The organism is Acidobacteriota bacterium (assembly GCA_016716715.1).
Classification (GTDB): domain Bacteria; phylum Acidobacteriota; class Thermoanaerobaculia; order UBA5066; family UBA5066; genus Fen-183.
On record JADJVE010000004.1, the window covers coordinates 268513 to 282924 of the forward strand.

Consider the following 14412-nt stretch of genomic DNA (forward strand, 5'->3'; position numbering starts at 1 on the left):
GGTTAACGCTACTCGTAACGGAGGGCCTCGATGGGATCCAGCCGGCTCGCCTTGAGAGCCGGATAGAACCCGAACGTGATCCCGACGACGGCCGAGAACGCGAACGCGAGCCCGATCGCGGTCGGCTCGAGCGCAACGGGCCAGCCCGCGACCTTGGCGACGAACCGCTGGATCCCGAGCCCGAGGCCGATCCCAACGGTGCCGCCCGCGAGCGAGAGCGCGACGGCCTCCACGAGGAACTGGGCGCGGATGTCGCCGCCCTTGGCGCCGATCGCCATGCGAACGCCGATCTCGCGCGTCCGCTCCGTGACCGAGACGAGCATGATGTTCATGATCCCGATCCCGCCGACGAGGAGCGAGACTCCCGCGATCGACCAGAGAAGCGTCGACATCGTCCGGCTCTGCGCCTCGGCCTGCGCGAGCATCTCGGTCTGGGTGCGCATCATGAAGTCGTCGTCCTGCCCCGCCGCCTTGTTGATGCGGTGGCGTTGGCGGAGGAGGGCCGTGATCTCGTCCTGGGCGATCGCGACCTGCTCGTTCGACGCCGCCGACGCGAGGATCGCGCCGACCGCCGTCGTGCCCATGAGCTTCTTGCGCACCGTCTCGTAGGGCGCAATCACGATGTCGTCCTGGTCCTGGCCCATCATCGAGCCGCCCTTGGACTCGAGGACGCCCGTGACGCGGAACGGGATGTTCTTGATCCGGATCATCTTGCCGACCGGGTCCTCGTCGCCGAACAGGTTCGTCGCGACGGTCTTGCCGAGCACGGCGACCTTCGACGAGGAGCGGTTGTCCTGGTCCGTGAAGAACTGCCCCGTCGCCACGTTCCACGAGCGGATCAGCGGCCAGTCGACCTCGCCGCCCTGGATGGAGGTGGACCAGTTCTGGTTCCCGTAGATGACCTGGGCCACGGTGCGGATCGTCGCGGAGACGTAGGCCACCGACCCGACCTCGCGCCGGATCGCGTCCACGTCGTCCTGCGAGAGCTTCGAGTTGCTCCCCGAGCCCGAACGGGCGCCGGAGGACGTCGTCGTGCCGGGGAAGATCATGAGGAAGTTCGTCCCGAGGGACTTGAGCTGGTTTTCCGTCTGGAGGCGCGCGCCCTCGCCGATTCCGATCGTCGCGATGACGCACGCGACGCCGATGATGATCCCGAGCGCGGTGAGCAGGGACCGCAGCTTGTTGCGCGTGAGAGCGCGGAACGCGACCTTGAGGATGTTGCCGGACTTCTTCATGCGGGTTTCCCTCCGGCGGCGCGCTTGCGGTCCTTCACGGCCACGTCGCTCAGGACCTTGCCGTCGCGAAACGTGACGATGCGCCGGGCGAACTGCGCGATGTCGGGCTCGTGCGTGATGAGGATGACGGTCTTCCCTTCGTCGTTCAAAGCCTGGAAGATCGCCATGACCTCCTCGGACGTCCTCGAATCGAGGTTGCCGGTCGGCTCGTCCGCGAGGAGGATCGCGGGCTCGTTCACGAGGCTCCGCGCGATGGCGACCCGCTGCTGCTGCCCCCCCGAGAGCTGCGCCGACGTGTGGTCCCAGCGGTCCTTGAGGCCCACGCGCTCGAGGCAGCGCATCGCCTGCGCGCGCGACGCCTCGTCCGTGAGCTTCGACTTCTTCGAGTAGAGGAGCGGAAGCTCCACGTTCTCGAGCGCCGACGTGCGCGACAGGAGGTTGAAGTTCTGGAAGACGAAACCGATCTTGTCGTTCCGGATCTCGGCGCGCGCGTCGCGACCGAGTGACGAGACGTCGACGCCCTCGAGGACGTAACGGCCGCCCGTCGGCCGGTCGAGGCAGCCGACGATGTTCATGAACGTCGACTTCCCCGAGCCCGACGGGCCCATGACGGCGAGGAACTCTCCGGCCTCGACCGCGAGCGTCACGCCGTCGAGGGCGCGCACCTCGGTCTCACCCATCTGGTAGACGCGCGTGAGGTTCTCGAGCTCGAGGACGGGAGGCGCCACGGCCGGCCGCCCGCTCAGAAGGGCCGCCGCCCGCCGCCGCCCGGGCCGCCGCCCCCTGCGGGGCTTCCGGAGCCGGAGCTGCTCGCGCGCGCGGTGGCGAGACCGAGGATGATCTCGTCGCCTTCCTTGACGTCGGCGCTTTCGATCGCCGTCATGTTGCCGTCCGTGATGAGCGTCCGGACCGTGACGGCCTTGAGCTTGCCCTTGCCGTTCGGAACCTCGACGTAGAGCGTGCCGGAGCGCGAGGCCGCGGGACGGCCGGCGCCGCCTGCCCCGCCCGACCACGCGCCGCGGCCTCCGCCGCCTCCCGGTCCGCCGCGGCCACCAGCGCCCCGGCTGCCGGCCTGCGGTGCGCCCGTTTGCGGAGCGGGGGCCCCCGTGGCTGCCGAGGACGACGCGGGGGCCGGCGCTGCCGAGGAGGCCGCGCCCGCCGTGACGCCCTTGGTCTTGTCGGCGCCCGCGACGTCCGCGGGATCGGGCCGGAAACGCAGCGCCGCGTTCGGGACGCGCAGGACGTCGCGGCGGGCGTCGACGGGAATCTGGACGTTGGCCGTCATGCCGGGCTTGAGCTTCAGGTCCTGGTTCGGCACGTCGAGGATGACGGGGTACGTCACGACGTTCTGGACGGTCTGGGGCGAGAGGCGGATCTGCGAGACGGAGCCCTTGAACGACTGCTCGGGAAACGCGTCCACGGAGAAGCTCGCGACCTGCTCCACGCGCACGCGGCCGACGTCGGCTTCGTCGATGTTCGTGAGGACCTGCATCTTCGTGAGGTCCTGCGCGATCGTGAAGATGACGGGCGCCTGGAAGGAAGCCGCGACCGTCTGGCCGACGTCGTACTGGCGGTCCACGACGACGCCGTCGATCGGCGACGCGATCTTCGCGTACGAGAGGTTCGTGAGCGCCTGCTTGAGCGACGCCTCGCTCTGCGCGACGGCCGCGGCCGCCGCGTCGCGGTTCGTCTGGGCCGCGTCGAGCTCGGACTGCGCGAGGAGCTGCTGCTTCGTGAGGTTTTTCGCGCGCGTGAGGGAGAGCTCGGTGTTCCTGAGCTCCACCTTCGCCTTGTCGAGGTCGGCGCGCCGCTGCTCGACGCTGACCAGGAACGGCGTCGGGTCGAGCTCGGCCAGCAGCTGGCCCTTCTTCACCGTCGAATTGAAGTCGACGTAGAGCTTCGCGATGATGCCGGAAACCTGGCTGCCGACCTTGACGGTCGTGACGGCGGACAGGCTGCCCGTGGCCGTCACGGTCGAGACGACGTCGCCCTTGTCGAGCTTCGCTTTCCGGTACTTCGGCTCCGCGGAGCCCTTGCGGGCGACCACGAACCAGGCGCCTCCCGCGATCACGACGACGGCCGCGAGCACGGCCAGGATTCTGTTCTTCATGCAGTCCTCAAACGGCGTTGGACGCCGGGAATCACCAAGGGGTTGACCGGAGCGTTCAGAAAGATGCCGCCAGACCCAGCTGGAACGCCTTGACGGTGCCCGAACCGGCGAGCGTCCGCAGGTGCCTCGCACTGTACTCGATCGAGGCCGAAATGCCCTTCACCGGGACCCAGACGGCCCCGGGCATGTGGATCTCCTCGACCGCCCCGGCTCCGAGGTAGTGCCAGCGCGACCAGGTGTAGCGCCAGGTCACGGACGGGAACTCGGCCTTGAGGCCCGCGAGGACCGAACGGGAGTCGTCGTAGCCGTAGCGGCACGGGGCGCCCGGCGCGCAGGGCCGGCCCGAACTCCGCCAGAAACCCTCCACGAAGAGAGAGAGCGGCCCGAACGCGACCGTGAGGTCGGCCGCGAAGTCGCTCCTCCGGAACTCGTCCGAGCCGTCCTTCGGGACGAGCCGCGCCGTCGCGGCCGAGACGCCGGGCCTGACCCACCAGAGGACCTTGCTCAACGTGTACGAGGTCCGGGCGGAGAGGCCGTCGCGCAGGACCCGCGCCTCATCGGACTCGACGTCGCGCCCCTCCTCCTCCCAGCCCACGTGGTCGTTCTCGCCGATGAAGGCCGCCGACCACCCGAGCGTGTCGAGGCCCCAGCGCGCCTCGCCGTCCAGCTGCGCGCCCCAGCCGGGGTTGCGCGTGACGCCATTGAGCGAGAAGAGGGTCCCCGGGAACGTCTCGTCGGGAAGGCCGACGAGGGGCGCGACCTTGCCCACCCGGACGCCGCCCGCGGGGGTTCGCACCGCCACCCAGCCTTCCTCGAGCCAGAAGCTGCCGGCAAAATAAGGCCGGAAGGTCCCCTCCGTCGCGCGGGCCTCGGCGTGCGCCGAGAAGGCGCCTCGGGTCCAGTCCGCCGTCACGCCGGCCCAGTAGAGCTCGGCGACGCGCGTGTCGCGGTTCTCGAGCGGCTCGTAGTCGTGGAGCACGGCCTCGAAGCGGAACTTCGGCAGGGACGCGCCGTCCTTCGGGGGGTCATCCGCGGCCGCGGAGGCCGCCGGGAGACCGACGAGGACGGCCGCGAGCGCGGCGAGGAGGAGACCTTTCAAGACAGCCGCGTATATTACGGGGCCCGCGAGCGGCGGGATTGCCTGGAGGTCCCATTTCCTTCGAACTCGAAATCCCCGCACACGTCGAACACCTCGCGAACGGCCTGACCGTCGTCGTCTCGCCCCAGCGCGGCATCCCCCTCGTCACGGTCGACGTCACGTACGACGTCGGCAGCCGCGTCGAGCTCCCCGGAAAGACGGGCTTCGCCCACCTCTTCGAGCACCTCATGTTCGAGGGCTCCGAGAACGTCGGGAAGGGCGAGCATTTCCGGCTCGTGGCCTCCGCCGGCGGCACGATGAACGGCACGACGTCCGAGGACCGGACGAACTACTACGAGACGCTCCCGGCGGAGTGTCTCGACCTCGGCCTCTTTCTCGAGTCCGACCGGATGCGCGCCCTCGTCCTCACGCAGGAGAAGCTCGACAACCAGCGCGAGGCCGTGAAGGAAGAGAAGCGCCTGCGCATCGACAACCAGCCGTACGCGCCGTCCTTCGAGACGGCCGACGCGCTCGCCTACGACGCGTTCGCCTACAAGCACTCCGTGATCGGCTCGATGGACGATCTCGGCGCCGCGTCGCTCGACGACGCGCGCCGTTTCTACGAGACGTACTACGCCCCGGGAAACGCGCTCCTCGCGATCGCGGGCGACGTCGAGCCCGCCGAGGCGTTCCGGCGCGCCCGCGCGTTCTTCGACGACGTTCCGGCTCGCGGGAAGCCCGCGCCCTTCGCGGTCGTCGAGCCACCTCCGACCGCGGAGCGCCGCGCCGAGGTCTCCGATGCGCACGCGGCCGTGCCCGCGCTCCACCTGAACTTCAAGGTCGCCGACCGCCGCCACCCCGACCTCTTCGCGCTCTCGTACGCCGAGAAGGTCCTCGGCGCCGGAGAGAGCGGGCGCCTCTGGCGCCGCCTCGTGAAGGACGACGAGCTCGCCCTGTCCCTGACCGTCGCGCTCGACGAACGCCGCGGCCCGTCGCTCTTCCGGTTCTTCGCGATCGCGCGGCCGGGCGTCGCCCCCGAGCGCCTCGAGGCCGAGATCCTCGCGGACGTCGCGCGCCTCGCCGCCGAGGGCCCGACGCCGCGCGAGATGGAGCGCGTCCGGCGCGTCATCACCGCCGGAGCCATCCGGGCGACGCAGACGACGCAGGCCGTCGCCTTCCTTCTGTCCGAATACGGCGTCTACGACGGCGACCCGAACCTCTGGCGGCGGGACCTCGACGAGGTCCTCTCCGTGGAGGCCGAGCACGTGCGCGACGCCGTCCAGCGCTGGCTCGTCGCGGCGCGCCGTTCCGTCGTCGCCGTGCGCCCCGCGGAGGCCGCGTGAGCGCGGTCCGCGTCCCGCCGCCCCCCGGCCCGCCGCTGCCGTTCTCGCTGCCCCGCTTCGAGAGGACGGTCCTGCCGTCGGGCCTCGCCGTCGCCGCCGCGCGCTGGGGCAGCCGCCCCACCGTCGCGGCCGCGATCGTCTTTCCGGGCGCCGGCTCCACGGCCGACCCGCCGGGCCGCGACGGGACCGCCGACGTCACCGGAGACACCTTCCTCGGCGGCACGCGCACGAAGACGGCGCGACAGCTCGCCGAGGCTCTCGACGACCTCGCGGCCGTCGCGGACGTCTCGGCCGGCACCGACTCGACGGTCGCGCGCCTTTACGTCCTCGAGAGCGACCTCGACGCCGGGCTCGCGCTCTTCGCGGAGATCCTGACGGAGGCGACGTTTCCCGAGGAGGAGTTCGACAAGGGCCGCCGCCGGCTCATCGCGGCGCTCCAGGAACAGCGCTCCGAGCCCGACTTCCTCGCGCGCGAGCGCCTCTACGACCGGCTCTACCCCGGCCACCCCTACGGGACCGTCTCGCCCACCGAGAAAGGCCTCCTCGCGCTCACGCGCGACGACGTCGCGGACTTCGCGCGGCGCCGGCTGTCGTTCGCGGGCGCCACGCTCGTCCTCGCGGGCGCGGCCGATCCCGGAGCCCTCCTCGCCGCGGCGACGCGCGCCTTCGGCGGCCTGCCGGCGACGTCCGGCGAAAAGGGCTTCACCGTTCCTCCCCCGCCGCGTGTCGGGGGCTTTTCCATCCACCTCGTGAACCGTCCGGGTTCCGTCCAGACGAACCTCCTCTTCGCGCGGCCCGCGATCGCGCGCCGCAGCCCCCGGTTTCCGGCGGCCGTCGTGGCGAACCAGTCGCTCGGGGGCGGCGCGTCGTCGCGCCTCTTCCACGTCCTGCGCGAGGAGCGCGCCCTCACGTACGGCGCGTACTCGTCGCTCGCGACGCGCGTCCTCGCCGGGCATTTCGGGGCGTCGATCGACTGCCGCACCGAGGTGACCGCCGAGGCGCTCGGCGGCCTTCTCGACCTCATCCGCGCCTTCGCCGCCGAAGGGCCCCTCGCCGAGGAGCACGAGCGCTCGAAGAACTACCTCCTCGGCTCGTTCCCGATCCCGCGCGAGACGCCGGGCGGCGTCGTCCAGGACGAGCTCACGCGCCTCCTCCACGGGCTGCCCGAGGACGAGTTCACGACGTGGCGGGACCGGGTCCGCGCGGTCACGCGCGAGGAAGCGCGGGACGCGGCCGCGGAGCTGTTCGACCCGGCCACCGGCATCGTCGCGGCCGTGGGCGACGCCGGGAAGATCCGGCCGATCCTCGAGGCGCGCGGCGAGACGACCCTCTGGGACGCGGACGGCCCGCGGGCCTGAGGGCCGGCTAGCCCTCGGGAGGCGCGGCTTCCGGGGCGAACTCGGCCGCGTCGCCCGGCTCGAAGCGGGCCGCGCGGGCGTCCTGCGTTCGCCTGAGGCGCGTGCGGAACGTGAGGACCTCGAGCTGGCGCAGGCGCACCGCCTCGCCCGTCCGGTGGCGCTGCTGGTGGCGCGCGGCCGCGAGGAGAAGCGCGCTCTTGACGTACTCGCGCCGCTCGTCCGCCCGCCCGAAACGCTTTTCGAAACGGCGCGTCCACGGGAAGCGCAGCGCCTCGGCGTCCTCGGGAGGCAGGAGGCCGAGCCGGACCTCCTCCGCAAGCTCCGCCTTCACCCGTGCGCTCTCGGCGAGGATCGCGGGCGCCCACGCGAGAACGGCGGCCGCGAGGCCGCCCGCGAGCACCCAGCCGATCCGTCCGCGGCCTCCGGCTTCGAGAGCCGACGCGAAGCCCGCCGCCAGTCCGGCCGGCAGGGCGACGCCGAGCGCGCGCGCGAGCCCCTCGCGCCACCCGGCCTCGCCTCCGGCGCGGCAGCACTCCGCCGCGGCGGCCGAGACGGCGAGGACCACGAGCACCGCGAGGACGATCGCGCCGGCGGCCGGCAGGCGCCGCCCCGAGATCAGCGCCACGGCCGCGGCGCCAACCGCCGCGAGCGTCGCCGTGCGCGCCGCCTCCTCCGTGACGCTGGGGAATGCGCGCTTGGTCCCGAGCGCGAGGAGGAGTGCGATCCCGCCGGCGATCGCCGCGGCCTCGGCAGGATCCGGGACCGCCGTGCGCGCGGGGCCGAGCGCCGCGAACGCCGCGAGCGCACCGAAGACGACGGCCTCGACGCGGCGGCCCGCCCGGCCCGCGAGGAAGAGAGCGAGAGCCGCCGCCGCGGCGCGGAGGACGATCTCGACGGTCACGAGACCGGGTGCGCCATGAAGTAGCGGCGCGTCGCCTCGACGTCGAGGCGGATCTGGGCGGTGAGCTCGAGCATGGACGGGAAGGTCATCTCCTCGCGGACGCGGCCGAAGAACGACAGCCGCACGCGCTCTCCGTATACGTCCGACGAGAAGTCGAGGATGTAGGACTCGATCGTCGTCGCGTAGTCCTCGTAAACGGTGGGGCGGCGGCCGATGTTCGTGACGCACGCGAACGTGCGCTCGAACGACTCGATCCTCACGCTCGTGAAGTAGACGCCGTCCATCGGATACAGCTCGTTGCCCGGCATGAGGTTCATCGTCGGAAAGCCGATCTTGCGGCCCATCCGGTCGCCCTTCGCGATGATTCCGTCCATCGCGTAGGGCCGCCCGAGAAGGGCGTTCGCGACCGCAACGTCGCCGCCGGCCAGCGCGGCGCGGATCCGCGTGGACGAGATCGGCCCGGCCGAGTCCGACACGTCCGCGAGGCCGTGGACCGAGAAGCCCGCCTCGGTCCCGACCCGGCGGAGGAGCTCGAGGTCGCCGCCGCGCTCGCGCCCGAAGACGAAGCGGGCGCCGACGCACACCTCCCGCGCGTGGAGCCGCTTGCCGAGAAGCTCCCGGGCGAACTCCCCGGCGGGCATGAGCGAGAAGTCGCGCGTGAACGGCACGAGGACGAGGGCGTCGATCCCGCAGGCCTCGATCGCCTCTTCGCGCTGGCGCAGCGTCTGGATCATCTTCGGGGCGCGCTCGGGGTGGAGGACCTTCAGCGGATGCGGGTCGAACGTCACCACGACGGACGGCGCGCCGGCTTCGCGCGCGCGGGCCGCCACGTCCCGGAGCATCGCCTGGTGTCCCAGGTGCACGCCGTCGAAGTTGCCCACGGTGACGACGCCCCCGCGGGGCAGATCGACGTTGGAGCGGAGCGGATCGCGAAGGACCTGCAAGAAGCCCGGATCTTAAGCGACGATCCGGCCGACGAGGTCGTAAGCGTGCGCCTCGGTGATCTTCACGCGGACGATCTCGCCGACGCGCGGCGTCCAGCCGGAAGGGACGTCGTTGACGAGGACGCGGCCGTCGATCTCGGGCGCCTGGCCGGCGAGGCGCCCCTCCAACAGGAGGTCCGTATCGGAGGACGGCCCTTCGAGGATCATGTCGAAGGACTTGCCGCGCTTCGCGCGGTTCTTCGAGAGGGAGATCTTCTGCTGAACTTCCATCAGACGGTCGCGGCGCGAAGATTTTTCTTCGAGTGGAACAGGGTCGCCGAGAGGCTCGGCGCCCGAGCCAGGCTCGGGCGAGTACGTGAAGACGCCCGCGTTCTCGAAGCGGACGGCCTCGAGGAACTCTTTAACTTCTAAGAAATCTCTCTCTTCTTCCCCGGGGAACCCCACGATGAACGTCGAGCGCAGCGCGATCTCCGGCACGATTCTTCGGATTTCTTCGAATTGTCGAAGATAGCTCGCGGCGTCGCCTCCGCGTTTCATGGACGCGAGGATCTTCCGGCTCACGTGCTGGAGGGGCATGTCGACGTACGGCACGAAGCGCTTGTCCTTCGCCATGACCTCGAAGATTCCCGGGTGAAGCGTCTTCGGGTAGGCATACAGGAAGCGCACCCACGGGAAGCCGGTCTCCGCGAGGAGCGCCTTCACGAGGTCCGCGAGGCCGGTCCTTCCGAGGCCGAGGTCCTCGCCGTAGCGCGTCGTGTCCTGCGAGATCAGGACGAGCTCCTTCACGCCCTGCGCCTCGAGGGACTGCGCTTCCTTCACGAGCGACGCCACCGTGCGCGAGCGCATGAGGCCGCGCATCTGCGGGATCGTGCAGAACGTGCAGGGGTTGTTGCAGCCCTCGGCCACCTTGAGGTACGCGTAGCCCTTGCGGTGCGTGAGGACGCGCGGGGAGAGGTCGTCGTAGAGGCGCGTCGCGAGCGGCTTGTCCGTGAAGCGCGGGAGCGACGGCAGGCCCAGCGCCGCGGCCGGAGCCTTCTCGAGCTCGTCGAGGCCGATGAAGTGGTCCACCTCGGGAATCTCGGCGGCGAGATCCCGGCCGTACTTCTGGACCATGCAGCCCGCAACGACGACGCGGTCGATCTCCCCCGCCTCCTTGCGCGCCACCTCGCGGAGGATCGCGCCGACGGACTCCTCCTTCGCCGAGTCGATGAACCCGCACGTGTTCACGATGACGACGCGCGACTTCTCCGGGTCCGTCAGCGTCAGCCCTTCCCTCTGCAGGTGCCCCAGCATGACCTCGGTGTCGACGAGGTTCTTCGGGCAGCCGAGGGAGACGATGCCCACGGAGGGGAGCGACGGAAGAGGGGATTTCTTCATAGAAAGGAAGCGGACGCGTCGGCGCGCGCGAGCGAGGCCCGCGCTGCGACCGAGACCATTCTACAACGAAGGCAGCCGACGTTCCGCCCGCTCGAAATGTGGGCGAAACAGCTACTCATCGGACTAAGCCCTTAACACCCATGGCTCCCACCGCCGCGAGGAACAGGGCCAGAGCGATCCCTCCGCTTCTCGGGAGTGCCGGCACGTCGGAAGCCGAAGCGAGCGGCGCGACGACGACTCGGGCGACCTTCCCGACCCTGGCCTCGGTCACCCACAAGTCACCGCCGCACGCAGCCAGGAACTGCGGGAAGGCATCGGGTGTCGGGACGTCGTATTCGACGATCTTTCCGGTTGGAGGATCGAGCCGGCCGAGTTTGTTCAATCCGCTTTCGGTGAACCAGATGGCTCCGTCAGGGCCAGTCGCAATGGCCTGCGGGAAGCTCATCGGGGTCGGTATCGGAAACCCTGTAAAGCTCCCATCCAAGCCCACGCGTCCAATTTCGTTACTGGCCATCATGACGACCCAGATATTCCGGTCGGGCCCGGTTGTGAGCGCCGCCGCACCGCCCGGTAAGGCCCTGCTCGTGATGACACCCGACAGGGTCGCCTGGTCCAGCCGTGACTTGCTCAATTCTGTGAACCAGATGTGGCCATCAGGCCCCGAAATCAGCCCGCCGGAGTCGAGCCCGCCGCCGCCGATGGGAAAGAGATCGATCGACCCCGCACGCGAAAAGCGCGCGAGATATGGCATGTCGGGTCGGTTGAAGGCAAGCACCCATAGTGCTCCGTCAACGCCCAGCGCGAGGTCGCTGCCGATTTGAGGCAGCGGCAAGGGCAGGACGATCTCGCCTAGAAAGACTCCGCCGGCCGACACGCGTCCGACGGCGCCTCGAGGCCCGGCCGTGAACCAGAGGGCGCCGTCGGAGCCCCAGGCGAGTCCGAAAGGCTCGCGCGCGGGTGCTTTTGGAATGTCGAACCGGGTGACGGTCCCGGCACGGTCCACCCGATGGACTCCGGCGTTGAGCGGCTCCGCCACCCACACGCTTCCGTCCGGACCGCACGCCAACTGTCCCAACGAAGGTGCCACCGGGATCTCGAAAAATTGCAGGGCAGGGGCCGCCATCTGCACGCGGTCGGGACGTCCACTCAACGTCGACGGGTTAACGGACAGGACGCATACCGCCGCTATGGCAGCGTTGAGCAATGCGCGGTGGCTGGTCTCACCGCCCAGACCCCAACCGCTCATCTGTGGCTTCCCTTCCCCCGACGGGTTACGGATAGATCCTGTAGAGCATCCGCGGGTACGGGATGCACTCGCGCAGGTGTGGAACGCCGCACATCCAGGCGACGAACCGTTCGAGGCCCATGCCGAACCCGGAGTGCGGGAACGTGCCGTACTTCCTCACGTCGAGGTACCACTGGAACGCCTCGAGCGGCAGGTTGTGCTGCTGGATGCGCGAGAGGAGCAGGTCGTGGTCGTGGATGCGCTGCGACCCGCCGATGATCTCGCCGTAACCCTCGGGCGCGAGCATGTCGAGGCCGAGGACGACGTCGGGGTCGTTCGGGTCGGGCTGCATGTAGAACGCCTTGATGGACGTCGGGTAGCGCGTGACCATGACGGGCGTGTCGAAGCCCTCCGTGAGGGCCGTCTCCTCGTCGCCGCCGAGGTCGTCCCCGAACTGCACGGGGAAGCCCTTGGCTTTGAGGATGTCGACCGCCTCGCGGTACGAGATGCGCGGGAACCGCTTCGACGCGACGGGCTCGAGCTTCGTCACGTCGCGCTCGAGGCGCTTGAGGTCCTCGGCCCGGCGGTCGAGGACGCGCGCGGCGAGCTCCTTGACGAACTCCTCGGCGAGGTCCATCAGCCCGTCGACCTCGAGAAACGCGACCTCGGGCTCGACCATCCAGAACTCGCGCAGGTGGCGGCGCGTCTTGGACTTCTCGGCCCGGAACGTCGGCCCGAAGCAGTAGACCTTCCCGAGCGCGGCGGCCGCCGGCTCGAGGTAGAGCTGGCCGGACTGCGAGAGGTAGGCCTTCTCCTCCTCGGTGTACTGGGTCTCGAAGAGGTTCGACGTGCCCTCGCACGCGGCGGGCGTGAGGATCGGCGAATCCACGCGCGTGTACCCGCGCGTATAGAAAAAGTCGTGAATCGCGCTCTCGACCTCGCTCCGCACCTTGAGGACGGCGACCTGCTTCGACGACCGCAGCCACAGGTGCCTCTGCGACATCAGGAAGTCGACGCCGTGCTCCTTCGGCGTGATCGGGAAGTCGTGGCAGAGGTCGAGGACCTTCACGTCCGTGACGCCGAGCTCGACGCCCCCGGCCGACCGGGCGTCGGCCTTCACGACGCCCGAGATCTCGAGCGTGGATTCCTGGGTGGCGCTCGTCGCGGCCTCCCAGACGGACTCGGGCACGTCCGCCTTCGAGACGACGCACTGGAGATAGCCGCTCCCGTCCCGGAGGACGAGGAACCAGATCTTGCCGCCCTTCCTCCAGTGGTAGAGCCAGCCCTTGAGCGTCACGGTCTCGCCGACGTGGCGGGAGAGCCCGGAAATCGTCACTTCATCCTCGCTCTCCAGCTCTGCAGGACCACGTTCGCCTGGGAGAGCCGCAGCAGCCTCCGGCTGCGTTTCGCGCTCGCGTCCGCGTCGTCGATGGGAATGACCTGCGAGCGGGTGTCCCGCGTGATCTTCTCGAGCTCCTTCACGAGCGCGTCGACCTCGTGTTTCTCGTACTTCTTGAGAACCACGGGATTCAGCGAGACGTAGCCCTCCGCAATGTCCGCCGCCACCTTCCACGCGGGATTCGCCATGAAGGGACGTTACAACATCGGGTAATCTTCGGCCGCTGGGAGGAATCGTGAGCTTTTCCGGAGTGGATTTCCTGGGAATCGAAGACATGCTGTCCGAGGACGAGAGGGCCGTCCGCGACCTGGTCCGCGACTTCGTGGACGCCGAGGTCCTCCCGATCATCGAGGAGTGCGCCTACGAGGGACGCTTCCCGAAGGAGCTCATTCCGCAGATGGCGGCGATGAACCTCTTCGGGTCGACGATTCCCGAGTACGGCTTGCCGGGCCTGAACAACGTCGCCTACGGCCTCATCACGCAGGAGCTCGAGCGCGGCGACTCGGGTCTGCGCTCGTTCGTGTCCGTGCAGTCGGCCCTCGTCATGTACCCGATCTACACCTTCGGCTCGAAGGAGCAGAAGGACCGCTGGATCCCGGCCCTCGCGAAGGGCGAGGCGATCGGCTGCTTCGGCCTGACGGAGCCCGACTTCGGCTCGAACCCGGGCGGGATGCGCACCGTCGCGAAGAAGGACGGCAAGGACTGGATCCTGAACGGCGCCAAGGCGTGGATCACGAACGGCTCCATCGCGGACGTCGCGGTCGTGTGGGCGAAGGTCGGCGGGGCCGACGGCCCGATCCGCGGCTTCCTCGTCCCGAAGGGCACGAAGGGCTTCACGGCGCCCGAGCACCGGATGAAGATGTCGCTCCGGGCCTCCGTGACGTCCCAGCTCGCCTTCGAGGACGTCCGGCTGCCGGAAGACGCCGTGCTCCCCGGCGTCGAGGGCATCAAGGGGCCCCTCTCCTGCCTCACGCAGGCCCGGTACGGCATCGCCTGGGGCGGGCTCGGCTCGGCCATGGCGACGTACACGTGCGCGCTCGACTACGCGAAGTCGCGCAAGCAGTTCAAGGACCGCCCGATCGCGTCGCACCAGCTCGTCCAGCAGAAGCTCGCCTTCATGATCACGGAGATCACGAAGGGCCAGCTCCTCGCGCTCCGCCTCGGCCGGATGAAGGATGCGAAGACGATGAAGCCCGAGCACGTCTCGATGGCCAAACGCAACAACGTGTGGGTCGCCCGCGAATGCGCAAAGCTCGCGCGCGAGATCCTCGGCGCGAACGGCATCGTCGGTGAGTACCCGGTGTTCCGCCACCTCGCGAACATCGAGTCCGTCTTCACGTACGAGGGCACGCACGACATCCACACGCTGGTCCTCGGGCAGGCGGTGACGGGCATCCCGGCGTACAACCCGCCGATGGAGTAAACCCCCTCCCCTCAAATCG

The 14412-nt window shown here is 69.8% G+C and carries 12 protein-coding genes; 3 read left to right on the forward strand and 9 right to left on the reverse strand.

The genetic code is table 11. The features are described 5' to 3' along the window. Positions 1 to 8 precede the first annotated feature (8 nt). The 4 genes from IPL89_08490 to IPL89_08505 form a co-directional block, all read right to left on the reverse strand. Entirely contained in the window at positions 9 to 1235 is a 1227-nt protein-coding gene (locus tag IPL89_08490; protein ID MBK9063219.1) for an ABC transporter permease, read from the reverse strand. Continuing rightward, positions 1232 to 1915: an ABC transporter ATP-binding protein gene (locus IPL89_08495; protein MBK9063220.1), complete on the reverse strand. Its 684-nt coding sequence runs from the start codon at positions 1913 to 1915 to the stop codon at positions 1232 to 1234. The genes IPL89_08490 and IPL89_08495 overlap by 4 nt, the downstream gene beginning before the upstream one ends. Before the next feature lie 62 nt (positions 1916 to 1977). Next, positions 1978 to 3345, reverse strand: a complete 1368-nt coding sequence (locus IPL89_08500; GenBank protein ID MBK9063221.1) for an efflux RND transporter periplasmic adaptor subunit — start codon at positions 3343 to 3345, stop codon at positions 1978 to 1980. 55 nt (positions 3346 to 3400) lie between these two features. After that, positions 3401 to 4444: a hypothetical protein gene (locus IPL89_08505; protein ID MBK9063222.1), complete on the reverse strand. Its 1044-nt coding sequence runs from the start codon at positions 4442 to 4444 to the stop codon at positions 3401 to 3403. A gap of 38 nt (positions 4445 to 4482) precedes the next feature. On the opposite strand from IPL89_08505, the gene IPL89_08510 reads away from it, so the two are divergent. Beyond that, positions 4483 to 5766, forward strand: a complete 1284-nt coding sequence (locus tag IPL89_08510) for an insulinase family protein (protein MBK9063223.1) — start codon at positions 4483 to 4485, stop codon at positions 5764 to 5766. After that, positions 5763 to 7124, forward strand: a complete 1362-nt coding sequence (locus IPL89_08515; protein ID MBK9063224.1) for an insulinase family protein — start codon at positions 5763 to 5765, stop codon at positions 7122 to 7124. The genes IPL89_08510 and IPL89_08515 overlap by 4 nt, the downstream gene beginning before the upstream one ends. Before the next feature lie 7 nt (positions 7125 to 7131). On the opposite strand, the gene IPL89_08520 is transcribed toward IPL89_08515, so the two are convergent. The 5 genes from IPL89_08520 to asnS all read right to left on the reverse strand — a co-directional run bounded on the left by IPL89_08520 (position 7132) and on the right by asnS (position 13246). Next, positions 7132 to 8025, reverse strand: a complete 894-nt coding sequence (locus tag IPL89_08520) for a hypothetical protein (GenBank protein ID MBK9063225.1) — start codon at positions 8023 to 8025, stop codon at positions 7132 to 7134. After that, complete coding sequence (locus IPL89_08525; protein ID MBK9063226.1) at positions 8022 to 8969, reverse strand: bifunctional riboflavin kinase/FAD synthetase; 948 nt, start codon at positions 8967 to 8969, stop codon at positions 8022 to 8024. Before IPL89_08525 ends, IPL89_08520 begins: the two co-directional genes overlap by 4 nt. 12 nt (positions 8970 to 8981) lie before the next feature. After that, entirely contained in the window at positions 8982 to 10346 is a 1365-nt protein-coding gene (rimO, locus tag IPL89_08530) for a 30S ribosomal protein S12 methylthiotransferase RimO (GenBank protein ID MBK9063227.1), read from the reverse strand. Positions 10347 to 10461: 115 nt separating this feature from the next. Further along, a complete protein-coding gene (locus IPL89_08535; GenBank protein MBK9063228.1) occupies positions 10462 to 11592 on the reverse strand; it encodes a hypothetical protein in 1131 nt (376 codons plus the stop codon). 25 nt (positions 11593 to 11617) lie between these two features. Continuing rightward, on the reverse strand, positions 11618 to 13246 hold the full coding sequence (gene asnS / locus IPL89_08540) for an asparagine--tRNA ligase (GenBank protein ID MBK9063229.1): 1629 nt from the start codon (positions 13244 to 13246) through the stop codon (positions 11618 to 11620). Between asnS and IPL89_08545 the strand changes: the two genes are divergently transcribed. Then, positions 13245 to 14393, forward strand: a complete 1149-nt coding sequence (locus tag IPL89_08545) for an acyl-CoA dehydrogenase family protein (protein ID MBK9063230.1) — start codon at positions 13245 to 13247, stop codon at positions 14391 to 14393. The two genes, asnS and IPL89_08545, sit on opposite strands and share 2 nt — an antisense overlap. Positions 14394 to 14412: the final 19 nt, after the last annotated feature.

Excerpts from the sequence above, each read along its gene's own strand:
- IPL89_08500 (MBK9063221.1), bottom strand. The coding sequence starts at position 3,345 with ATGAAGAACAGAATCCTGGCCGTGCTCGCGGCCGTCGTCGTGATCGCG.
- IPL89_08545 (MBK9063230.1), top strand. The coding sequence starts at position 13,245 with ATGCTGTCCGAGGACGAGAGGGCCGTCCGCGACCTGGTCCGCGACTTC.
- IPL89_08535 (MBK9063228.1), bottom strand. The coding sequence starts at position 11,592 with ATGAGCGGTTGGGGTCTGGGCGGTGAGACCAGCCACCGCGCATTGCTC.
- IPL89_08495 (MBK9063220.1), bottom strand. The coding sequence starts at position 1,915 with ATGGGTGAGACCGAGGTGCGCGCCCTCGACGGCGTGACGCTCGCGGTC.
- rimO (MBK9063227.1), bottom strand. The coding sequence starts at position 10,346 with ATGAAGAAATCCCCTCTTCCGTCGCTCCCCTCCGTGGGCATCGTCTCC.
- IPL89_08490 (MBK9063219.1), bottom strand. The coding sequence starts at position 1,235 with ATGAAGAAGTCCGGCAACATCCTCAAGGTCGCGTTCCGCGCTCTCACG.
- asnS (MBK9063229.1), bottom strand. The coding sequence starts at position 13,246 with ATGTCTTCGATTCCCAGGAAATCCACTCCGGAAAAGCTCACGATTCCT.